Source organism: Halotolerantifilum yawarlongkerapense, from assembly GCF_054506745.1.
This window is the reverse complement of record NZ_CP199719.1, coordinates 2,598,764-2,622,365: the sequence shown is the minus strand read 5'-3', so window position 1 is coordinate 2,622,365 and position 23,602 is coordinate 2,598,764. Positions and strand designations below refer to the sequence as shown.

General features: G+C 54.7%; 18 protein-coding genes. 2 read left to right on the top strand and 16 right to left on the bottom strand.

Going from position 1 to position 23,602, the window contains the following annotated elements; all coding sequences use genetic code 11:
- Positions 1-82 precede the first annotated feature (82 nt).
- The 3 genes from ACULM0_RS12860 to ACULM0_RS12850 form a co-directional block, all read right to left on the bottom strand.
- Positions 83-1,075 carry a Gfo/Idh/MocA family protein gene (locus ACULM0_RS12860; protein ID WP_463677940.1) on the bottom strand — a complete coding sequence of 331 codons (993 nt, stop codon included), beginning with the start codon at positions 1,073-1,075 and terminating at the stop codon, positions 83-85.
- 152 nt (positions 1,076-1,227) lie between these two features.
- Entirely contained in the window at positions 1,228-2,640 is a 1,413-nt protein-coding gene (locus tag ACULM0_RS12855; RefSeq protein WP_463677939.1) for an alanine/glycine:cation symporter family protein, read from the bottom strand.
- Positions 2,637-4,268 carry a M20/M25/M40 family metallo-hydrolase gene (locus ACULM0_RS12850; protein ID WP_463677938.1) on the bottom strand — a complete coding sequence of 544 codons (1,632 nt, stop codon included), beginning with the start codon at positions 4,266-4,268 and terminating at the stop codon, positions 2,637-2,639. The genes ACULM0_RS12855 and ACULM0_RS12850 overlap by 4 nt, the downstream gene beginning before the upstream one ends.
- Before the next feature lie 169 nt (positions 4,269-4,437).
- Here ACULM0_RS12850 and ACULM0_RS12845 point away from each other — a divergent pair, with 169 nt between their 5' ends.
- Together ACULM0_RS12845 and ACULM0_RS12840 are read left to right on the top strand one after the other, a co-directional pair.
- Positions 4,438-5,997 (top strand): amidohydrolase, encoded by a 1,560-nt coding sequence (locus ACULM0_RS12845; RefSeq protein ID WP_463677937.1) that lies wholly within the window; start codon positions 4,438-4,440, stop codon positions 5,995-5,997.
- Entirely contained in the window at positions 5,981-7,255 is a 1,275-nt protein-coding gene (locus ACULM0_RS12840; RefSeq protein ID WP_463677936.1) for an AfsR/SARP family transcriptional regulator, read from the top strand. Before ACULM0_RS12845 ends, ACULM0_RS12840 begins: the two co-directional genes overlap by 17 nt.
- A 119-nt stretch (positions 7,256-7,374) precedes the next feature.
- Here the strand turns inward: ACULM0_RS12840 and ACULM0_RS12835 are convergent, their stop codons facing one another.
- The 13 genes from ACULM0_RS12835 to mglA all read right to left on the bottom strand — a co-directional run bounded on the left by ACULM0_RS12835 (position 7,375) and on the right by mglA (position 23,547).
- Entirely contained in the window at positions 7,375-8,244 is an 870-nt protein-coding gene (locus ACULM0_RS12835) for a hypothetical protein (protein WP_463677935.1), read from the bottom strand.
- 27 nt (positions 8,245-8,271) lie between these two features.
- Positions 8,272-9,405 (bottom strand): hypothetical protein, encoded by a 1,134-nt coding sequence (locus ACULM0_RS12830; protein WP_463677934.1) that lies wholly within the window; start codon positions 9,403-9,405, stop codon positions 8,272-8,274.
- Positions 9,406-9,480: 75 nt separating this feature from the next.
- Positions 9,481-10,023 (bottom strand): hypothetical protein, encoded by a 543-nt coding sequence (locus ACULM0_RS12825; RefSeq protein ID WP_463677933.1) that lies wholly within the window; start codon positions 10,021-10,023, stop codon positions 9,481-9,483.
- A gap of 78 nt (positions 10,024-10,101) precedes the next feature.
- Positions 10,102-11,238: an aldo/keto reductase gene (locus ACULM0_RS12820; RefSeq protein WP_463677932.1), complete on the bottom strand. Its 1,137-nt coding sequence runs from the start codon at positions 11,236-11,238 to the stop codon at positions 10,102-10,104.
- A 170-nt stretch (positions 11,239-11,408) separates the two neighbouring features.
- Positions 11,409-13,205 carry an alpha-amylase family glycosyl hydrolase gene (locus ACULM0_RS12815; RefSeq protein ID WP_463677931.1) on the bottom strand — a complete coding sequence of 599 codons (1,797 nt, stop codon included), beginning with the start codon at positions 13,203-13,205 and terminating at the stop codon, positions 11,409-11,411.
- A gap of 406 nt (positions 13,206-13,611) precedes the next feature.
- Positions 13,612-14,202, bottom strand: coding sequence for a 30S ribosomal protein S4 (rpsD, locus tag ACULM0_RS12810; protein ID WP_463677930.1), 591 nt, complete (start codon positions 14,200-14,202; stop codon positions 13,612-13,614).
- Between the two features lie 85 nt (positions 14,203-14,287).
- Entirely contained in the window at positions 14,288-15,307 is a 1,020-nt protein-coding gene (locus tag ACULM0_RS12805) for an aldose epimerase family protein (protein ID WP_463677929.1), read from the bottom strand.
- Positions 15,304-17,232, bottom strand: coding sequence for a beta-galactosidase (locus tag ACULM0_RS12800; RefSeq protein WP_463677928.1), 1,929 nt, complete (start codon positions 17,230-17,232; stop codon positions 15,304-15,306). The genes ACULM0_RS12805 and ACULM0_RS12800 overlap by 4 nt, the downstream gene beginning before the upstream one ends.
- 14 nt (positions 17,233-17,246) lie before the next feature.
- Complete coding sequence (locus tag ACULM0_RS12795; RefSeq protein ID WP_463677927.1) at positions 17,247-18,743, bottom strand: UDP-glucose--hexose-1-phosphate uridylyltransferase; 1,497 nt, start codon at positions 18,741-18,743, stop codon at positions 17,247-17,249.
- The gene (galE, locus tag ACULM0_RS12790) at positions 18,740-19,738 is read right to left on the bottom strand and encodes a UDP-glucose 4-epimerase GalE (protein ID WP_463677926.1); all 999 of its coding nucleotides are present in this window, start codon (positions 19,736-19,738) and stop codon (positions 18,740-18,742) included. The genes ACULM0_RS12795 and galE overlap by 4 nt, the downstream gene beginning before the upstream one ends.
- A gap of 50 nt (positions 19,739-19,788) precedes the next feature.
- Complete coding sequence (locus tag ACULM0_RS12785) at positions 19,789-20,952, bottom strand: galactokinase (RefSeq protein ID WP_463677925.1); 1,164 nt, start codon at positions 20,950-20,952, stop codon at positions 19,789-19,791.
- Positions 20,953-20,961: 9 nt separating this feature from the next.
- Positions 20,962-22,020 carry a galactose/methyl galactoside ABC transporter permease MglC gene (mglC, locus tag ACULM0_RS12780; protein WP_463677924.1) on the bottom strand — a complete coding sequence of 353 codons (1,059 nt, stop codon included), beginning with the start codon at positions 22,018-22,020 and terminating at the stop codon, positions 20,962-20,964.
- An 18-nt stretch (positions 22,021-22,038) separates the two neighbouring features.
- Positions 22,039-23,547, bottom strand: a complete 1,509-nt coding sequence (gene mglA / locus ACULM0_RS12775) for a galactose/methyl galactoside ABC transporter ATP-binding protein MglA (protein WP_463677923.1) — start codon at positions 23,545-23,547, stop codon at positions 22,039-22,041.
- Between the last annotated feature and the right edge of the window lie 55 nt (positions 23,548-23,602).

Here is a 23,602-nt window from a genome sequence, read left to right as displayed (position 1 = left end):
CCTTTCCATATCACCTAGTTCAAGTCCTTCCGACTTGTCATTATTCCTTCATTTACCCCTTTCAACCATTGATAATCGTTCTCTACTTTGCTTTTTCCTCGTCAAAGTCATAGCGCAAGCCAATTTTCCTCCGCACCCGGTCCATCACACGACAATTGATCCTGCTCTTCTGACGGGTCGTCAGCGGGCTCTCGACCGCTCCCTTTTCAAGCAGTCGGGTCACGTGCTCGATCTCGTAAAGGTAACCCAGTCCCTCCCGGTGATCCCGGAACCTTTCGATCCCCTTGTCCGTCTTCAGTTCACAGACCTTGGTCCCATAGAACTCATAGATGCGGATGGAGCCTTCGGTCCCCTGAAGGAACGCGTCATTCCCGTAGTCGTTTCGTAGCGAGGCGGCTCCATGGGCAATCACCTGGCTGTTGTAGCGGAACATGAAGTCCAGCAGTTCGTCGACGCGCGTGAGACCGATACCGGCCAAGGCCTCGATCTCCTCGGGTTCCTTGCCCATCACCGAGGTGAAGAAATCAATCGCGTAGATACCGATATCAAAGAGGGCCCCACCCGCCCGCTTCTTATCGAAGAGCCGGCCCTCTTCATCGTACACGGCCTTGAAACCAAAATGGGCCTCTAATCGGACCAGTTCACCGATCCGGCCCTCCCGGTACCAATCGATGGCCTTTTTCATGGCGGGCAAGTGGTTCGTCCACATGGCTTCCATGAACAGCACCCCGTTTTCATCGGCCACGCGCTCGAGCTCGTCAAACTGCGCTTCGGATAAGGCCATGGGCTTCTCCACCAACACGGCGTGTCCCTTTTTCATGGCCTCAAGAGCGTAGGCCAGATGCAGATCGTGCGTGACCCCGATATAGATGACGTCCAGATCACCATCTGCGATCAACGCATCGTAAGAACCGTAGGTCTTCTTAAAACCGAACTCCGCCGCCAAGGCTTCAGATCGCTCCAACGTACGAGACCCCACACCTAGGATCTCACCGTCGACATCGATCAACTTGAAATCATCGATGAATTTTCTCACGATGACACCGGTTCCTAAAATTCCCCATTTCACGGACATTCCACTCACATCCCTTTTCTATGCATCTTCAGTGATCGTCAGCCTCGGATAATCCACGCCTGACGGCAAGCCCTTGCTTCTCGTCCACTATATACCCAGGTCTGGACAAAAAAAAATCAATCTCGCCACGAGGGCGAGATCGATGCATCGGATTATTCGTTGGCCATTTTTTTCTTCAATCGTTTGGCCGCCACATCCTTGAGGTAATACTCTTCCGAGGTGAAGAATTCTTTCGTCTTCGCAGCCACCACACCCGAAAGACCGAGAACACCAATCATGTTGGGGATCACCGCGAGGCCGAAGAGCAGATCCAGGAAGACCCAAACGAACTGCAGTCCGCCGATCGCTCCGACGAAGATCGCGACAAGGTAGGCGTAGCGCATGAAGATGCTGAACTTGTAACCGAAAAGATACTCAGCCAGTTTCTCCCCGTAGAACAGGATCACGTAGATGGTGGAAATGACAAACAGCAGGACGGAGAAACTGACCACGATACCGCCCATGGGCCCGTAGAAATTCGTGAAAGCCGTGGCTGTCATCCCCGAGGCCACGAGTCCCTCTTCTGTCCAGATGCCCGTGGATAGGATGACGAGAGCCGTCATCGTACAGATCAGAAGGGTGTCGAAGAAAACGCTGAACATCCCCCACATACCCTGGCGCACGGGATGATCCGTCGTAGCGGCAGCGTGGGCGATGGGCGCACTGCCCATGCCGGCTTCATTGGAGTAAGCGCCACGGGCCATCCCCCACCTCAGGGTCAGTGCCACTGTGCTACCGGCGAAGCCACCGGCCGCAGACTGTGCGGTGAAGGCATCGCGAAAGATCATGACGAAAACCGAGGGGATCTGGGTAATGTTGGCGATGATGATCACCAGCGCACCGAGTACGTAAAGGCCGGCCATCAGGGGAACGAACTTCTCCGATACTTTTCCGATACGCGTGACGCCACCGATGACGATGATCCCCACGATCACCGTGATGACGATTCCCGAGATCATCGGGCTGATCCCCAGCGTAGCGGCGGAGCCCGCAGCCGAATTGGCCTGCACCATGATCCCGGAGACGATGGTCAACATGAAGATGAAGGCATAGGCGTTTCCTAGAAATTTCGATTTCAGACCGTTCTTCAGGTAGTACATGGGTCCACCCACGTACTCACCCTTCTTGTTTTTCTCGCGGTACATCACGCCGAGCACAACCTCGGCATACTTGGTGATCATACCCACCAGGGCCGTCATCCACATCCAGAAGACTGCACCGGGTCCTCCGAAAAAGATGGCCACGGGTACACCCACGATGTTCGATGCCCCCACGGTGGAGGCTAGGGCCGTGGTGACAGCTTGGAAGGGCGTTACCGTACCTTCTCCCTTTTCCACCACTTCACTCTGGCCCTTTTTGATCACCGAACCGAAGGTTTGGCTCCACATATAGCCAAAAAAACGTAGTTGTATGAATCCAAATCGAATCGATAGAAAGAGACCGCCTCCGACCAATAGGACCAGCATAAAGGGTCCCCACAGTATTCCCGTTGCCCAGTTGACAAAATTCACGATTGCTTCTCTCATGATGATTCCCCCTGTTCAGTACTCGGTTTCGACCAGTATAGTCGGATGAGACGGTCCAGCATGGCCGGAACCACCGTCTCCACATCAGGTAGATAAACGCGTTCTGTGAGCTTGTGCAGGTCCTTTCCCCAGGGACCCAAATTGAGAGTCGGTAGAGACAGAGCGGCCATGTCTTCAAAGGGTACCAGGTAGCGTTCACCATAAAGCGGCATGTTGTCCGCAAGAGCCTTCGCCGCCTCTTCCTTTCCTCTGAAAGAGAGATAACTCATATCGCTGATGCCCATGAAGTAGCGACGCGTCTGGAGATCGAGTCCAACCTCCTCTTGAAGATAGACCCTCAGGTTCCGGTAAAGAGCATCGAAATCCGTATCCAGATCGGCTACACTCACCGGCGGGTAATAGGGTGGTGTGAAGGCAAGGACCACAATGGGATCGGCATCCGACATGGCATCGATCAAGCCGTCGATCAAAAAGAAATTCGCCTCTGCCATCACCAGATCACCCGCGTTCAACCTTTCGTCCAACTCTGCAAGAAGTTTTTCGTAGGTCGACTGAAAAGCTCCGCCGAGGTCTTTCTTCGCCACATCGATGAGTTCCGAGAAGGTCATGACACGCGGTTGAATCCCACTGGGGGCAAAACCCAAGCGGCTCAACTGTTCTTCCAAATAGCTCGTACTCTCGGCGAAGGCTTTCTCGGCGATTGCCTTGAGCGATCGGATGAGCTCATCCGGCGTCTTCGATAGACTCAAGAAGCTCAAGTACCCACCGGCCGACTCGGGCATGGACGCATCGTACATGGACTTGAAATCCCTGGCGAAGCTCCAGGTGGGAGGTGGTGCCACTTCCCCGTGGGCACGGTCTGCCAGTTCAGCGTTCATCTCCGTCGCTACCACGATGCGGGCGAGGACCGCCGTCGGATTGAACCCCGTTGGGCTCTCCCCTATATGGGCCTTTTTCCCGCGTACGTAGACATTGACCATGGTCTTTCCCACCGAGCCGTCTTCGATGACGAAATGATCTGACTTTTCTCGTGTGTGCGGCTCACTGTCCACGGCAACGCGATAGGTCAATCCGTGCTTTTTTGCCAGCTCTCTCAAGAATGGGGCCGCCCGGCGCATGCCGGCGGAAAGGTTCTCTTCATCGGGAACCGATAGGAGCAAGAGGCTTCCCTCCGCTTCCTCTTCCCCAGCGAACCGCTCCAATGTCTTCATCTGTATCGCTGCACCGGCCTTCATATCGGCGGTCCCTCGACCAAAGAGCCAGCGTTCATCCTTCAGGTCTTTCATAGCGTCAGCGGTCAGCTTTTTTTTCGAAAGCGCTTGTCTCAAGGCGTCGGGATCGTAGGCGACTTCCTTCAGCACCCCGTAATCCTCTGCATCCACCACATCGTGATGGTGTAGGAGCACAACACAGTCCGGGGATCTGCCCTTGAGTAAGGCGTAGACCACCGCCCTGTCCATGGGATCATCCTGTAGAGGCACCTCGCCGAGTCGATCGGGGTGGGCCTTGAAGTATGCGAACTCCGATAAATATCGCAAAATCTGATGTCGCGCTTGGTTTTCCAGTGCCGTCCCCGTGTCACTCTTGACCGCCACCAGTTCTCGCATCAACTGTTCAATCGTTGGCATATCTTTCCTCCCTGTCTCTTTGGCTGCTTACTGACATTATACGTCCCCGTCATCTGCGCAGCGTTTATCCTTCCGTTAATCCTCCGTTTATCAGCGTCTTTTATTTCGAAATCGTCATATATCGCTTATAATGGAGTTAACTCGAGCAGATAGAACGGAGGAGCAGAGGTTGAGACAACAACTATTCATCAATGGGAATATCATCACCATGAGTGAGGTGGGAGAGGTGGAGGCACTCCTCCTCGAGGGAGGGCGCATCCTAACCGTTGGCAGCAACGAAACCGTACGGGGCCAGGCATCCCCTGAGGCCGAGATGATCGATCTCGATGGAAAAACAGTGGTCCCGGGCTTTTACGATGCCCACCTGCATTTGATCGCCACTTCTCTAGGCAAGCGCGCGGTAGATTTTTCTTCAGCAACCTGTATAGCGGACCTACTGGAGATGGTGGCCACGAAGTACCGTGAGGACCCAAGGGCGGCGGCGATCTTCGGGCGCGGTCTATCTGAGTTCAAGATCAAAGAGCGACGGCTCCCGACACGCCGTGAGCTCGACGGGGTGGCCCCGGATGTCCCCGTTCTCATGGCCAGTATCGAGTTTCACACGGTGGTGCTCAACTCCATCGCCCTCCACCGGTTTCAAATCCCCTTCACCCTTCCTTCTTTCGAAAAGGACGGAGGAGGACGCTTGACCGGTCGTCTTCGGAACCGCGCCAGTTTCGTCGCCCGGCGCCGGCTGTTCGAAATACTGACCGAGGAAGATCATGTGGCGGGACTCGAAGACACGTTTCACAGCGCCTTGGCGCGCGGGGTCACCAGTCTCTCCACGATGGAGGGTGGCCCTCTTTTTCACGAGAGACACGTGGCCATCGTGGAAAAATTCCGTCCTACCTTCCCCATCGACGTACACCTCTACTACGCCACCATGGACCTCAAGGCCGTCGCCTCCTATGGTTATGCTTGTGTGGGGGGAGATATCTTTTTGGACGGTTCCTTCCGATCTCAAAACGCAGCCCTCTTCTCTCCCTATGCCGACGATCCGGATAACCGGGGCATGCTCTTTTTCGAACACGATGAGCTCGTGGAGTTCATCGGCCCAGCCCATGCTTCTGGTCTGCAGGTTGCCGTGCACGCGGTAGGCGGTAGGGCCATCGAAGCACTGCTCGATGCCTACGAGGAGGTTCTCACCAAGCACCCCAGGACCGATCATCGACACAGGATCGAGCATTTTGAACTCCCCACCCCCCAACAGATTGAGCGTGCTGCGTCCCTAGGTTTGGTCCTCGTCATGCACCCCACCTACGAACTATACTTCCGCGGTGAGGAGGAGATGTACGCGAGCCGTCTGGGTCACGACCGGGCGTTGAAGACCAATCCCCTGCGCGAGATTCTCGACGCGGGCATCCACGTCGCCGGTGCCTCGGATAGCGATATCATGCCGGTGGATCCCCTCCTGGGTGTCCACGCTGCTGTCAATCATCCGAATCCCGCATCACGCATCAGCACACGCGAAGCGATCGGCCTCTATACCACGGGAGGGGCCTATGCGCATTTTGAAGAGAAGAAAAAAGGTTCCCTTCGTTCGGGTATGCAAGCGGATCTGGTCATTCTCGATCGCGATCCACTCACGATAGCTCCAGATCAGATCAAGACGATCCGTGTGCTCGCAACCTACAAAGACGGAAATCGGCTTTACGATGTGGAGGGTGACCACGATGTTGATCATCAATAGCCTCGGCCACGTCACCGTGACCCTCGGGGACCGTCATCTCACGGAGATTCTATCGAAAAAATCCCTGGGCCTCCTGCTGTATCTCAGTCTACATTCAGAGCAGCCGATCTACCGTCATCACGCTGCCAATCTCTTCTGGGATGGATTCGAGATCAGTGCCGCGGGCAACAACCTGCGCCACGCCCTGTGGCAGATACGTAAGGAGCTCGATGAGGATGCTAACTGTCTTCACTCACCGAGCCGTGAGCTGATCACCCTCGACGGCGATAGTTTTAAAAGCGATGTCCGGCGCTTCAAACGGTTGGCCCATTCCCCTCGACTTTCTGACTGGGACGATGCCGCGACACTTTACCAGGGTGATTTTCTCTCGGACTTCTACATTCCCGATGCGCCCCTGTTCAACGAGTGGGTCCTCTCCGAGCGGGAGAGCCTTCAGAAAATGTACTTCGACCTCCAGCACCGTAGGGCCAGACAGTACGAGTCACTGGGCGATGAGCGAAAATCCGCTTTCGCACTAGAATCCCTGCTGCGGATCGATCCCTTGAATGAGTCGGCTTATGAGTCGTTGATTCGTCTGAAGATTGCCTACGGCCACCGTGCCGCGGCCGTCAACTTGTTTCGCAAGATCAAGGCTCTGCTCAGAAAGGATCTGAACATCAGTCCCTCCGCATCATTAAAACTGCTATACCGGGACCTCATGGAGGATAAGACCCCGGTTTCAAGACCACAGCCGATTCCAGTGGCCAGCGGCACTCCCTCAAACGACAATCGGATGGACTTGTTCGTTTCCTCGGATCCAAATGAACTCTTCCGCTACCGACAGCAGCTGATCGACGGTACATCGGAAGGACAACTGGTTCTCGATATCGCAAACTTCCCGGGCATGCGCATACCCTTTGAGGGGATCTACGAATTGATCGATGAGGTAGAGAAAATCTCCGATGAAAACCTTCGGGATGCCATCGAAGACATCCGCACGCTCAGGGGTATCGATGCCTACCATCTCTACTCCCAACTGCTCTCGATTTTCGAACAGCTCCCCCGCGCGATCACCCTGCGCATCTGGCATCTCCATTTTCTCGACGATCATACGATCGATCTGATCGGATTTTTGTTCCGAAGACTGCGGACCAATCAGCTGGTGATCCTGGGGCTCTACGACCGTTCGATGGCCTCGGAGCGAATTGAAACCTTCATCCGCGCGCATCGGGTGCTGGAGAATTTCTCCTGCACTGGCATCCCCACTCTTTCCGAATGATCTTAGGATGGATAGGGGGAAAACCATAGGATCGCCCCGAAGAATCGTTCTCTGATCACAAAGAATGCCCCCCGATCGCATGCGATCGGGGGGCATTTCCCTTTTCTAGTGAATTGCTTTTAGCTCCTGTGTTTCTCGAGAATCTCTCCGAGTCGCATGGCCAGCTCGTCTTCGATTTCTTCTGTGCGCTTGTCATAACGAGAATACTTACCGAGGATACTGTTGAACAGATAGTGGGCCGCGAAGACATTCGTACCCGTCACGATTGCGTAAGCACCTGCGATGAGCAGTCGATCCATCTCGCCCATATTCTGTTGCAGCTTACGGTACAGTTCTTCCTGGATGATCACATCCTTGGTATCCAGCATGTTGAAATAAAAGGTCAACTTCTTATTGTTGTAACTCTTCTGGATGACGTCTCTTACTTTCTCGATGCCGTCCTCGTGATGCAGACGGATGAGAGCCAATAGATCGTATTTCACCTTACGGTAGTTGCCATCGAAGGGTTTGTACTTGATTTCTGTCTTCAGTTCAAGCGTCGACTGGTTATCTGGCTCGGCCAACCCATTGTACTTGAGGTTCTCAGTGAGAAACTCATTGCCCAGTAAGTGCATGAGAAAATTCTTGATGGAACTCGGGAGGAACCCGCGCTCGATCATCAGCACGCCCATCCCGTTGATCACGAGACTAGCGTAATATACATCGCTAAACTTAAAATGTCGGGCGTAATTCACCATAATCGTCTTCACATGATCATACCGCATGCCGTTGATCACGAGCATGGCGAAGAGATTGTAGGTTGGATCCTTTGTGTAGTTGTCGGACTTCTCCAAACTGAGGACACCGTGCTGACCGGCGATCAACGCCTCCCGGTAGATGTGGGTGATCAGATCGGCTAGCTTGAACTTGTCGGGTACAGGCAGGTGGGCAATACGTTCGAGATCAAAGGTTTCGTTGAAATCTCTCAGGACATCACTCTTGTTAATCATCGTACTCCTCCTTCTAAACGCTACGTCTTAATGCAATCGATTGTCGCTGACCACTGACATCCCCTCCTGAGGAGCGGGTGACAGGATGCTCTTTTTTATCGCTTCGAATTCTGCTATCCTGTATCCTTTGTAAGGCCATTTCGGTAGGTCCCGCTCGAGATCTGACACCAGATCCCCGAAGACCGCCCGCATGTCTTCGTCGGGAATCTCTACGAAATTCTCGATGAAGAAGAATACCCCGGCTCGCGGGATGTCCTCGTTCAAGCGGAACACCAACTCTTCTAAGAACTCCTCTGCCAGATCATCATAGAGCCCGTATTCTTCCGTCAAGAAGGTCCAGAAGGCCTGGTAACTCTCCAGGCGTCTGTAATAGGTCAGGTGGCCGAGGGTGAGCACTTCATCATAGGTGAACAAACGATAGGTCATCCCGGTCCGCTGCAGGGTCTGTCCGAGCAGTAGTGCCAGATCGACCACTGCGAAATGACAAACCATTCCGCTCGCGGCATCCACCTGGTTCGTGAAGTGCAGGTAATTTCTGATCAGTTCCTGTCGCTCTAGGGCCTCATCATCGTACTGGCCCAAGATCGTGAGGAAATCCTCTCGACTCAGGGTCCCAAAGGCATTGATGATGCCCTGCATGAGCAGTCCCAAACGATCATTTTTCTCGATCTGCCTCTTGATGGCTTCATCCGATAGAATCTGTCCTACCTGTTGGAGCAAGTCCTGCGCCATGTACAACATGTCTTCCTCGATGCCCACACTGGGGATCCCAAGGCCGATCTCTTTGAAAAAAACGAGGGTCGCGTAGGGATATTTGGACGTGGGGTCCTTTCCCTTGTTCTTGATGAGTGTCTGCAGAACGAACAGCATATCGCTGGTCATGTTCGATAGCAAGTGGGGTAGCCGGTCCATCAGCCGCTCGGACAAAGCATCGGCCAATTCCCTCTTGCGCAACTGGCTCATTCCCTTGAAGCCGTGAAACTGTCGGATGGCATTGAGATCGCTTCGCTTCAGCTGGTTCAACAGGGCTTCTGTCGTCTCACGATAATCCACCCGGTTGAACAGTTCAAAATAGGCCTCCAGCTCTTCCTCCATCAAATCCTCGAGCCAGTCTTGGATATCCGAATCCTCGGGCATCCCCTTGTGAAAGCGGTCTCTCATGCGCTTCACCTCTTTCTCATTTATCGTCTTAAGTAGTATACCATTGATCCATGGATCCGTGGGATGATGGTCGATTTAATCGTGTGAGGTCAGGCAAAGCCGCAAGCCATCCTCACGGATCATCAGGGACCTTGATAAGGTCTTGGGCAAGGTATGGTGCAGTGCTTCGAACACTGACGACAGCTTCTCTTTCGCCGGTTCATCTAGATGGACGCCACCGTACTTGATCTTTGCCGAAAGGTGCTGCCCATGATCGTCAGAATAAAGATGACAACTGATTTCAACGGGTGTCGCCGAGGCTTCTTTCAAGACGCGGATCATCCGATCGAAGGTATCCACCAGTAGCAGGCGTGGGATTTCATCGGCAATCACATCTTCACGGCTCACCCGGTAGACCAGGGTCTCCGGCTCAGCCATGTGTGCCAGCAAAATGTACGATTCCACAAGATCGTAGGCCGTCACAAAGGGGACGGTCCCTTCATCCTTAGATACCAGTGCGTCGAGTAAATCGATGAGCGCTGTTAATCCCGGCATCTTCTTTCTCGCCGAACGGATGTGCCGAAGCACTTCGATCAGCTCTTCCGTTTGATATCCCTCTGAAAATAATCTCTCATTCATCCCCAACGCCTCCCAGAGTCCTTGAGCTGTTTTTTTATCTTTACCCAATCCTATATGCCCTTATCAGTTTTCAGAACATTACTCTAGAAGTGCCACCGCCTCTTTCAGCTTCTCACGAATCGGTATGTGCTGGGGGCATTTCGTCTCGCAGATTCCGCATGCGACGCAGTGTGATGCCTGTCGATCGTGTTTGGTCAATAGGATGTGGTAGTGAAAACGCGCTGCATCCACATCATCGAACATGCTGGCATTGTTCAGCTGGATGAAGGCCCCGGGAATATTCACGCCGTAGGGACAAGGCATGCAGTACTGACAATTGGTACAGTTCACGACGATTTTCTCTTCATAGAGGGCGCGCACCCTGTCTATGGTGCCACGCTCCGCTGCCGTCAAATGATGCGGTGGCGCATCGGACGCGATGGCGATATTCTCCTCCACCTGTTCTAGGGTGCTCATTCCGCTGAGGACCACCGCTATCTCCGGATGATCGAATAGGAATCGGAAGGCCCAAGAGACGGGGCTCCACCCGGGATGCCCGGCTTGCCATTGGTCGAGGATCTGTCCGGAGAGATCTCTCACGAGACTGCCGCCCCTGAGGGGCTCCATAATCACAACGGCCAAGCCTTTCTCCGCAGCCAAGTGCAGGCCCTTTTCCCCTGCTTGGTAGGTACGGTCCATGAAGTTGTACTGAATCTGGCAGAAATCCCAATCGTAGGCCCCCAGGATTTCCTCGAAGAGAGGGAATTCCCCGTGAAAAGAGAATCCCAGGTGCTTGATCTTGCCCTCTGCTTTCTTTTCGATGAGAAAAGGCAGGACGTCGTGTTCTCTGGCCATGGCCCAACGCTTGTCCGTCAGGGCATGAACCAGGTAAAAGTCGATGTTCTCCGTGTCGAGGGCCTCCAGTTGTTCGTTGAAGATCCGCTCGAGATCGCCTGCTTCTTTGATCATCCACGGCGGCATTTTCGTGGCCAATTTGACTTTCTCTCGGTATCCTCCAGCCAGTGCCTTGCCCACCACACGTTCGCTGTTGCCACCGTGGTAGGGATAAGCTGTATCGATATAAGTAATCCCCCCATCGATCGCCCTGCGGATCAGTCGGATCGCCGCTACCTCGTCAATCTGCGTATCATCGCCATCGATGACCGGCAGGCGCATGCAACCGAGCCCCAGTCGTGAGACCTCTTCCCCTGTGTTCCCAAATAGAATGTTTTGCATAGTCGGATCCTCCTCGTCGGTTCTCTCCTCATTATATCAAAACGCGCCCCTCGCGTCAGAAGAGTTGGAACTTCTTCCGCGGTGAACGCGTCTTAAGCATAGGTGGGAAACCACCTGCTCTCCGATACGGGGGGGTGACACCTTGGCATGGGGGTCACCTCCCTTTTTTATTATGCCCGCATCAGGAGCACGTGCCCCTTGGGCGGCACCGCGATCCGCACACAGTGCTCGCCATCCTTCTCCTCAACGACCACTTCACTACCTTCCCCTCGCCCATCGGAAACGTAAGCGTAAACGAAACGGTCGCCGGGACGGTGGAGCGTACGATCGACGCAGACCCAGCGCGTGAGCGCTTGTTCGAGATCGGTGGACATGGCGAGCAGGATTTCCTCACCGCTGTGCACACGGGACCAGGCCACCAGATCGCTATAGCGTTTACCTTCTTCTTTGTGCGGCAGCAAGAAGGGTTCATCGAAAGCCGTGGCCATCGGCCGCAGATACTGTCTCCCGTGAGAAAGGGTGACATGCTCTCTACGCCAGCGGAGCATCTTGGCGATCGCCTGGTACAACCAGCGATCCTCGTCGAAAAAATGTCTCCCGCTGGTCCTGAAGGCGCCGAAGGCACCCCCGAACATATTTTCCCGGATGTAGGCGTCGTCACCACCCGCTCCGTCGAATCCAGCTTCGGTCCCGTAATAGAGACAGGGGATCCCCAAGGTGAAGACATTGAGGAAGACCGCATTGGCCACCAGGTCCCGCGTTGCCTCCTCAGCCGCAAAGCGGTATTTGTGGGGCTCAGGCAGAGAAACCATATCATGGTCATCGAACATCGTGACCACATTGTCCTTGTACCAAAGGTGTTCATCGGGGCCCAAGATCTTGGCGTTAGAGAAGATTTCGAAGTAGCCCTTTGGATCCTCGTGACCCTTGGCCATCCCCTCCAAGCGGTTGGGAATATGATTAATTCCTAAGGCAGCGGTGAGCCCCGTGTTCTTCAGCATCTGCAGGGCGAACTCAAAGCCACCTGTGATCTCACCGATCATGGCGAAATTCCTTTTGCCTAGGGTTCTGGCATATTCCTCGATCTCCCGCACGAAATAGCGCGTGGCCCCCACGGGCAGGTGTTTCACTGTATCCATCCTGAATCCATCGATGTCCGCCATAGCCATCCAGTACTGGTAACAACGGGTCAGGGCAATCAAGGCCGGCGAGGGGACAAAGCCGCCCTCTTCCTCTTCCAGCCCGAGGGAAAAGCTCTTGAGGCTCATGAAATCGCCCTCGACATACTCAGGAAAGGCCTCCCAGTCCTGGATCTCACCCTTACGTTCAAAGCAAGTCTCCGACTGTAGTTCCTTCGGCCAAATACCCTCTTCGGGACCTTGGATCTCTTCCCCCTTCAGTCGAGCCTGCCCCTCGGCATCGCGAAATCCGGCCACGGGATAAGGCTCCGTTCGATAGGGCGTCGGTTGTTCCGCATAGCCGAAGACATCTCCCGCATGGTTGATGACGATATCCAGGATCACGCGCATGCCCCGCTCATGGGCCGCCTCCACCAGTTCCTGGAGATCTGCCTCGCTACCGAAGTGGGGATCGATGGCCAGAAAGTTCTGGATCCCGTACCCGTGATAACTCTGGTGATAGGCTATCTGCTTGAAAATGGGGCTCAACCAGATGGTCGTGATGCCCAAGTGCTCCAAGTAATCGAGCTTGGAACTGACCCCTCGCAGGTTTCCACCCTGCCACTGGTGGCGGGAAGCGCGCCACTGTTCATCGAGACCATCGCGCAGGATGTGATCACGATCCTCCTCCTGAAACTTCCGAGCTCTTTCCTCTCCGCCGTCAGAGAATCGATCGACCAGTAAAAAGTAAAGGACCTGGTCTTCCCACTCGTCGGGCGACGGATAATGGGTTCGTGATTCGGCCAACGCACGGAGATCCAGAGCATCGATCGACTTTTTATCTTGCATGGTATCCACAACCTTTCTCGGGAGGAAAGTACCCTTTCGTCAATGGGCACCGCATTCTTTCTCTTGTACTTATACCTTAGTTAAGGGGATTGAATCACCCGCTACCCTGTGAATACTCCCACCACATATTTTTCGCAGGATACCTGCATTGGGCACGTAAAGGATGAGGTCCCTTATGAGGAGTGCTGTTTTCTCGAGTAACTACAGACGGTCATCGCTGACTATATGGAGTACGACAACAACGAGCGCGGCCAATGGAATTTGAATAAGCAACCTAAGCTCTCGCATTTTTTTAGTCGTCCTTGACTTTGGATCCAGTTTACCTATAAGGAAGGGGAATACAGTTTTTATGAGTTTAAAAAAAAGAGAGTCAATCTTCGACTCGAAGATCGACTCCTTTACGCTGTTAGCCTCTTTGGGCATAGAACTCCACCACGAGATGATCATTCACCTCAATGGGTAGTTCTGCACGCTCCGGTCGTCGCGCGAGCACGACGCCGCCCTCTTTCTTTTCAAGGGCCGGGAAGGTGGGGGTACTATTGGCCAGTTGTTCGGAGAACATAGAGCCCGAGGCCATCTTTTCCGTCAAGGCAAGGGTGTCTCCCACCGATACACGGTAGGAGGGACGGTCCACCTTGTGACCGTTGACGGTGATATGACCGTGAACGACCAGCTGACGGGCTTGACGGATGCTCGAGGCGATGCCCGATCGATAGACCAGGTTATCCAGACGACGTTCCAGGCGATCGATGAGGGCTAGGTTGGTCCGTTCTTGCGATGCCATGGCTTCTTTCGCGTACCGCGACATCTGTTTCTCACCGATGTTGTAGTAGGCTCTCAGTCGCTGCTTTTCGAGTAGCTGTTCTCCGTAATTCGATAGTTTGCGGTCGCCTCGGCCCACACCGCGCGAATAGCGGTTCATGGCCTTGGGGTGTCCGACAACATTGAGTCCCAGACGGCGACAAGTTTTGAATCGTGGTTTTCTTTTTGAATGCATCAACATAACCTCCTGTGGATTCGTGCCGCGGTCATGCCACGTTCACTATAGCACAGGAGGCCCTATTTGTAAATGATAATATTTATCACTTGAATCGATACACTATCTTACGCTGTTGCACTTCTCCGGGTCGCAGGATCCTGTGGACGGATAATCCATTGTTGGGTGCATCGGGCAGCTCCTGCGCTTCAAAACAGATGCCCGTATGATCGGCAAAGCGCCTTCCGCTCGGCACCCTCGCCTCCGAGAGAAAATTGCCGGTATAAACGACCAGGCAAGGGGCATCGGAGCAGACCTCTAGCGTCCGACCGGTGGCCGGCTCGCGATAGACAGCCGCAGGCTCGTCCGCGCGAGTGGACAAGCGGAAGGGGTGGTCGATCCCGCCGGTGGCGGCGAGCTGATCCCACTTTTCTGAGAAGATATGCCCGATCTGTAGCGCTTCTGCTCCCAATCCCAGGGCCTCGACCGCTTGCCAACCGGTGGGCAGCATCTGGTCATCGACTAGGGCCACCGCATCCGCACCAAGCCGCAGTGTTCCGCTCTTCACGGTCGAAGCCGGATCCCCCGACAGGTTGAAGTAGGTGTGATGGGTGGGATTGGCGTAAGTAAGGGCCGTCGTCCGCATCTCAATGGTCATCTCAAGAGATTGACCCTCCACCCGGAAGATGAGGGCCACCTCCAAACGACCGGGGAAACCGCCCTCGCCCGCCGGCGAGGTGAAACGCATGGCGAGTTCAGAAGTATCTACCTTAACGACTTCCATGGTTTTTTTGTGGAAACCGACGGGACCTCCGTGTAGCGTGAGTCCCCTGTGGTTTTTTTCCAGCGTGAACCGACTCCCATCGATGACCAGGCCCTTAGGACCGATGCGGCCCCCGGTTCGCCCGACAAGAGCACCGATGTAGGCTGGGTTTTCCGCGTAATCGGATAGATCATCGTAATGCAGGACTACATTTTCGAGATGACCCTCGCGGTCGGGGACCATAATCTCACGGATGATCCCGCCGAAATTCAGGATTTCGACGGAAAATCCCCCTTCACCGAGTAATCGGTAGGCCTGCACCGCCCTTCCATCGGGGAGATTTCCCACGTGACGTGGTCTCATTGGTCTTCCCCCAAGCAGGCGACCTCAAAGGGCTCGAGTAGCCGCTTGCCGTAACGCGCACGCTCCTCGTTGTGATTGAGCAGATAGGTCACCCCTCCTCGCCTGAAGACCTCCACCCCAAGCTCTGAAAACAGATAGGGTATCTTGGCCCTCTTGAGGATGCGCTCGGCAAGGTAACCGGCCGTCATCGGATCTACCCCGGTTCCCACGTAATAGACACAGCCACCCGCGCGGCTCGACACGCTCACTGCAGCGTAGTCATGGTAGATATCATCATAGACGAAGAGCGCCTCGGCATCTATGCAGCGGATCAAGTCGCGCCACACGCCCCCAGTTCCCCGGCGTTCCGATCTTTTGAGATCCACCAGGCGCAGGCTGCCTAGGGATTCGTACCCCTGGATCTCGATGCCGGCCACGCGCTCTAGAAAGTCATGGTGTTCGGGGCCAAAGGGAATGTTGTTCTCACCGTCTTTCATGGCCGTTCGATAGGTGAAGAGTACCGTCCCCCCATTTTTTACGAAGCTTTCTATTCGCTTCTGCAGTTTTTCGTCCATGAGCTGCATGACCGGCAGGATCAAAACGTCGTATCCATCGAAGGAACCTTTCGCGTCGATGACTTCCACCGGTACGTTGCGACGGTGGAAACTCTCGTAGAATCGCAGGAATTCATTCGTGAAGTCAAAACCCGCCGACTGGCGCTGGATCTTCCAGGACCAGCGGTTGGAGAAATCGTACAGAAAGGCCACGCGGCCCTTCTCCTGACCTTTGATTCGCTCTTGCTGGTCTCTCACCCAGTGAAAGAAAGCCTTGACCTCTTCGTACTTCTCGCCTTCACGATCATCCCAATCGACAATCCCCTGGCAGAACTGTTCCTGCCCCCGCGTCATACTCCTCCATCGGAAGAAGAGCATGCCCTCACAGCCGCGCAACATCGCCTGTGTGGCCCATAACTTGGCCTGGTTCTTGAGGGGCCTGTAGCCGATGATATCGTGACCCTGGGCACCCATGAGTTCTTCGAGGATCCAGAAGGGCTCACCCTTGAGTCCCCTGAAGTAATCGAGGGCCATGGCCAGGTGGTGGGGTGACAGTGGTTCCTCGAGTCCACCCCAGACTGGATAATGATCGTAGCCCACCACATCGAGCTGTGCGGACAGGGGATTCTGATCGTAAAAGAGATCGAAGAACCCACCGAAGAAATTGTGGGTGATCTTCTGATCGGGCCTCCTCTTTCCTTCCACGGCACGGATCATATCCGTGGCAAAACGATTGATCGCCTCGGACCGAAATCTGGCGTGGGCCAACTGGAGAGCGGGGTTCTGTACGGTGATTGTCGGCTTCGGTAAATCCACCTCCGAAAAATTATTGTAGGTCTGCCCCCAGAAAATGGTGCCAAAGGCCTCGTTCATCGCCTCGATTGTACCGTAGGTACGCTCCAGATATGCTCGAAACGCCCCCTGACAATGATCGCAGTAACAGGCGTCGCTTCCCTCGTGGCCGAACTCGTTGTCCACCTGCCAGGCGATAAGATGAGGGTGATGAGCGTAGGCTTCCACCACTTTCTCGGTAATCCGCTGAGCGTATTCCCGATAGGTAGGGGCATTGAAACAGTACTGCCTCCTCCCACCGAAGGCGCGCACCACTCCCTTCTCATCTCTCGATAAGATATCGGGATGTTTTTTCGCCAGCCACGCTGGAAAGGTGGCCGTCGGGGTGCCGAAGATCACCTTCAGATTTCTTTCCGCCGCGGCCACTAGTACCCTTTCAAAGTAATCAAAGGTAAAGGTGCCTTCCTTTGGCTCGAGCAGGTGCCAACAGAATTCTCCGATCCGTATGGTATTGGCCCCCAGGGCCACGATGCGATCGAGATCCGATCCGAGCATGGCATCGTGCCAGTGCTCCGGATAATAATCCACTCCAAGGATCATTTCCTCTCTCCTCCTCATAAGGTTGCGATGAACCGTTCTAGTGCCTTGATTCCCTCGGTTGTCTGTTTGTAGACCCCGGCATCCTCTAGTCCCTTGACGAAGACTGCGCCGATGGCCGCCTCCACCCGTTCCTCTGCGGACAAGGACGATGTCATCCGGTGCATGCGGTCGTAGACGTCGGCAAAGGCCGATAGGTCCTCATCCGATGCTAGTTGCGCTGGGGATTTTTTTTCAACGTAGGCCACAGCAAGTCCTTCCATTACCGGCACCAGACGGGGCGGAAGAACGGCCAACCCCATGACTTCGATGAGGCCGATATTCTCCTTCTTCACCGGGTGTACGTCTGCGTGGGGGTGGAAGACACCATCGGGATGCTTGTCGGAGGTATGGTTGTCCCGGAGTACGATATCCAGTTCATATCCATCCTCCCCGCGGCGACAGATCGGCGTGATGGTATGGTGCTTCTCCGCGCCCGTGTAGGCCAGTACGTCGGCCTCCGCATCGGAGTAGAGAGCCCATGACCCTCGGATCCGCTCGGCAAGGGTGACCAGTGACATCCTGTCGGAACCCTTTAGCCGTAGAACGGTCAGCGGCCAGTTCAGATGGCTCACCTTCACGTCTTCAAACCCGGGGATGCGATAGGAGCGCAGGCTCTTCGCACGCTCCATGGCGAAAACGTGACGCCCCCCCTGGAAGTGATCATGGCTGAGCAGGGATCCCCCCACGATAGGTAGATCGGCGTTCGATCCCACGAAATAATGGGGAAAGAGATCCACGAAATCCAGAAGACGTTCGAATGTGGCCTCTGTGATCTGCATGGGTTCGTGCTGTTCCTTGAGCACGATGCAGTGCTCGTTGTAGTAGACATAAGGGGAGTACTGTAGATACCAGCGCTCCTTTCTCAGCGGTAGGCTGACGATCCTGTGGTTCTGCCGGGCCGGGTGGTTGAGATGTCCCGCATATCCGGCATTTTCCGCACACAGCACGCACTTCGGATAGCCGGAGGATTTCTGTTTCCTAGCGGCCGCGATGGCTTTCGGATCCTTCTCCGGCTTCGACAAATTGATGGTGATCTCCATAGCGCCGTAGGAGGAATCCACCTTCCAGTGTCGATTCCTCGAGGTTCTGTTCGTCCGGATGTACCCCGTGGCCTTGGAGAGGGCGTAGAAATCATCGGTCGCCTTCTCGGGCAGATCGGCGTGTTCGCGCCAAAAGCGACGGTTCACAGCGGACTGTCTTGGCGTCAGTAGCCCCATGATCTTGGTATCGAAGAGATCGGCGTAGGGGGGCTGGTCCGAGGGAATCAGTTTTCTTGTGTGCGCATCTTTGACGAGCACATCCAGGAGACCCCACAGGCTTACATGCTTGGGTCTACGGACACCCTCGGGCATCCCGTCGAGGGCAAGTACCTCGAGAAGACCGTTGGTCACGACCACTTGGTCTTCCGCCTCGATGAGCCCTTGCTCCATGCCGTAGTGAAGGAGTCCAGCGATCGCTTCGTATACGGTCATCGGCTCAACCCCTTGAACCCCTCGGGATATTTTTCGTAAAAACGCCAGGCACTCTCGATGATTCCCTGTACATCCCGGTGCTCCGGTACCCACCCTAGGATTCGCTTGGCCTTGTCGGCCGAGGCCACGAGGATCGCAGGATCACCGGCCCGACGAGCCTCCACCTTGGCTGGAATCGGGTGGTGCGTCACAGCGCGCGCCGCTTCTAGCATCTCGAGGATGGAATAGCCGGTGCCCGTTCCCAGGTTGATGATCTCCGGTTGTCCCCCCTCCATCAAAAAAGTGAGGGCGAGAGCGTGGGCCCGCACCAGGTCTTCGATGTGAATGTAATCCCTGATGCAGGTGCCATCGGGTGTATCGTAATCGTCGCCAAAGACCCCGAAGACCTGCCGGCGTCCCAGCGGGACCTGGAGCAAGATTGGAATCAGATGGGTCTCCGGATCGTGGCTTTCGCCGATTTCACCGCTCCTGTGGGCTCCGGCCACGTTAAAGTAGCGCAGGGAGACATAGCGCAGGCCATGGGCCACGTGCGCCCAGTGCATCATGCGCTCCATCACGCGCTTCGTCTCACCGTAGGCGTTAATGGGGTCCGGTGTCAACTCTTCCGTGAGAGGATCCCCACCGGCATCTCCGTAAACGGCTGCGGTCGACGAAAAAACGATCTTATCGACCCCCGCGGCCGTCATAGCCTCCAGGAGCACACCCGTACCATGCACATTGTTCTCGAAGTAAGCCAGAGGTTTCTCCATGCTTTCCCCAACCAGGCTGTTGGCGGCGAAATGGAGGACGCCACTGATGGCCTCCCGGGCGAATAATGCGTCCAAGAAGGGCCGATCCCGCAGGTCGCCCTCGTAAAATGTAGCCTGCGGGTGAAGGGCCTCTCGGAACCCCGTCTGCAGGTTGTCTAGGACCACAACCTTGTGGCCGGCCTCAATCATATGGTAGACGGCGTGCGAGCCGATGTAGCCCGCCCCGCCAGTGATCAATACGGTCATGTTCGTCTCCTTTCGTATTCCTAGCAAAAAAGATGAGCCGTGGGCTCACCTTATATTGCGCTGGCGCCATCGCCAATGTCGACGATGTAGAAGGCGGCCTTCAATCCGGTGCGTTCGGCATAAGCCGTTCCGACGTGATTCCTGAAGGTTTCGATGGCATCCTTGTGCACGATCGATATCGTGCAACCACCGAAGCCTGCGCCCGTCATGCGGGTGCCCAGAACACCATCCACCTCCAACGCTAGGTCCACGAGGGTGTCCAGCGGAACAGAGGAAACCTCGTAATCGTCGCGCAAGGACCGGTGGGAATCCTTCATGAGCTGTCCGAAGGTCTCCAGATCCCCCTTTTTAAGCGCATTGGTGGCGCGTAGGGTCCTAAGGTTTTCAGTCACCGCATGACGGGCGCGTCGGATGAGCACCTCGTCTGCGATGACCCCTTGGTGGGCTTCGAAGGTCGCCTCATCAAGTTCTCCCAAGGAATCGATCGCCAGATGGGCCTGTAGCCTTTCCAACGCCTCCTGACACTCTTTCCTTCGGGTGTTGTAGGCAGAATCTGCCAGGCCACGCCGTTGGTTCGTGTTCGTGATCACCAGACGGTGATCCCCTAACACAAGCGGCGCATAGGTATAGTCGAGTGTTGCCGTGTCGAGCAGTATGGCGTGATCCTTCTTGCCCATACCGATAGCAAACTGATCCATGATCCCACAGTTCACACCGATGTACTGGTTCTCCACGCGCTGGCTGATCAGCACGAGCGTCAAGCGATCGAAGTTCCCGTGGAAGAGATCATCGAGGAGCACGGCCGTGACCAGCTCGATGGAAGCGCTGGAGGAAAGACCCGCACCGTTGGGGATGTTGCCGTGAAAACAGATATCCATCCCCCGATCGACCGCTAGGCCCTCGCCGATCAACGCCTGGGCAATGCCCTTAGGGTAATTGGCCCAATCATCCTCTGTATTGAAGGAAAGATCATCGAGCTTCCTTTCGATGATCCCCATCTCCGGGAAGTTGTCGGAATAGAGTCTGAGGGATTTTCGATCGTTGGTCGCGACAGCGGCGTAGGTACCCAGGGTCAGCGCACAGGGGAAGACGTGTCCCCCGTTATAATCCGTGTGCTCTCCGATGAGATTCACGCGCCCCGGCGCAAAGTAGTAGTGCTCCGGAGCTTTTCCGGCGAAGACTTCAGAAAAGCTCTCGGCCATCCGTTTTTTCATGACCTCCACCTATTTCTTCTTGATGTACTTACGGTTATCGATCGCAACGGCACTGATGATGATCAGACCCTTGATGATGAACTGAAGGTAGGGATTCACACCGACGAAAGAAAGTCCATAGGCGATAACCTGGAAGATCAGCACACCGATCACGATACCCGAGATCGTACCGATACCACCTGAGAAGGAGAGGCCCCCCACGATACACGCGGAAATGGCATCCAACTCGTACATGTTACCGGTGTTGTTCGTGGCCGTACCGATACGGGCCGCTTCTAGAGCGCCACCGATACCGTAGAGCAGACCCGCCAGGGTATAGACCATGAGCAGGTACTTGAAGACGTTGACACCTGATACCACGGCCGCTTCTGAGTTCCCACCGATGGCAAAGATGTTCTTGCCAAATTTTGTTTTGTTCCAAAGGGTCCAGATGATGATCGTCACGATGGTCGCGTAGATCACCAAGTAGGGTATGCTAAAGTTACCGATGGGAATCGATCCCTGTGCAAACTCGGTAAACCGGGGGTCCAGACCACCGATGGGCTGTGCACCAAATGGTGGGCGGTCGAAATAAATGGAGTTGACCCCGTAGACGATAACCATCATGCCCAGTGTGGCTATGAAAGGGTCCACCTTGAACTTGGCCACCACGAATCCGTTGAACATACTGAAGAGCCCCGTGATCATCATAACAAACAGAATGGGCACGATGATCGGTAATACGGGGAGATCGGGGTACATGCGGTAGAGATAATCGGGCGCCTGCAGGAGCGAGGCTGAAATAACCGCCGCTAGACCCACCTGACGACCGAGGGACAGATCCGTTCCCTTGGCCACGATGATGCCACCGACGCCAAGGGCCATGATGATACGTGTGGATGATTGCGCCAAGATGTTTCTTACGTTTCGAAAGGACACGAATCCTGGTTCTAGGATCACGATGACAATCAGAAGGGCCAAGAGAACAAAGAGTATGGCGTTGTTCATCACGAAATTCCCGTAGTCCTTCAGACCGGCATTTTTGAACTTGCTCATCCGTTCCTCATAATAGTTTTTCATTCCAGACATGATCTTTTCCTCCCACCCCTACAAGTATTTTGCCGATAGACGCATGATCTCTTCCTGCGTCGTTTCTTTCGTCTCAACAATGCCGGCCAGGCGACCGTTGCTCATCACGAGGATGCGATCGGTGATGCCCATCAGTTCCGGCATCTCAGAAGATACCATGATCACGGCCTTGTCTTTGTTGGCCAGATCAATCATCAATTGGTAGATTTCATATTTTGCTCCGACATCGATGCCCCGCGTGGGCTCATCCATCAACAGGATCTCAGGCTCCGTGAGCAACCAACGTCCGACGATCACCTTCTGCTGGTTACCACCCGATAGCGATTTGATCTGTGTCCGCTGCGTGGGTGTCTTAACGGCCATGCTGTCCACCACCCACTGGGTATCCTCTCTGATCATCCGATCATCCAGAAGTCCGTAGCGGTTCACATACTTATCGAGATTGGCGATGACCGAATTAAATCGAATGTCGAGATTGTGGAAGATTCCCGTCACCCGACGTTCTTCCGTGATCAGGGCAAAACCATTGCGAATGGCCTCGTGGGGGTCCTTGTTCGTCATGGGATCACCGTGTAGGATGATCTCGCCTTCGGATGTATGGCGGGCTGCAAAAATCGCCTCGACCAGGTCTGTTCGCTTGGCACCCACCAGCCCTGCGACACCCAGGATTTCTCCTTTTCGCAAGTCGAACGAGACATCCTGAATCGACGGCTGGTAGGTGGCCGTGAGATGCTTGACCTCCAGAATGACCTCGCCGGGTTTATTGGTTTTAGGGGGGAATCGGTGCGTCAGGTCCCGGCCGACCATCAGAGAGATAATCTCATCCGTTGTGATGTCCGAAACTGGTTTCGTCGCGATCCACTTACCATCGCGCATAATGGTCACATCGTCGCCGATCTGCTCAATTTCCTCCATCTTGTGTGAGATGTAGATGATCCCGACACCCTTTTCCTTTAGATTGCGAATAATCTTAAAAAGGTGGTTCACTTCTTTTTCCGTCAACGATGAGGTGGGCTCATCGAGCACGAGAATCTTCGAGTCATAGGAGACGGCCTTGGCGATTTCCACCATCTGCTTCTCCGAAACTGCGAGTTCCCCCACCTTTTTCTTGGGGTTCACATGGATGTCTAGTTCTTCAAATATTCTGTTCGTGTCCTCGTACATCTTGTCTTCATCGATGAAGAGTCCTTTCTTAGGAAAGCGGCCCAGCCAGATGTTATCCATAACACGCGTGCTGTTGACCTGATTGAGTTCCTGGTGCACCATGGACACGCCTTTCTCGAGCGCATCGCGTGAGGAGATGAACCTTACTTTCTGCCCATCGAGCAATACCTCACCCGCATCCTCATGGTAAATACCGAAGAGGCATTTCATCAGGGTTGATTTTCCAGCACCATTTTCCCCCATCAGAACATGTACGGTACCCGGGCGCACGCGAAGTGTGACGCCATCGAGCGCTTTTACGCCAGGAAAAGACTTTTCCATACCGACCATTTCAAGCAGATAGGTTGTCGCTGCTACAGCCATGTTGTTTCCTCCTTCCTGTCCTACTTATCGGAAAAAAATTCGAGATGCGCAAAAT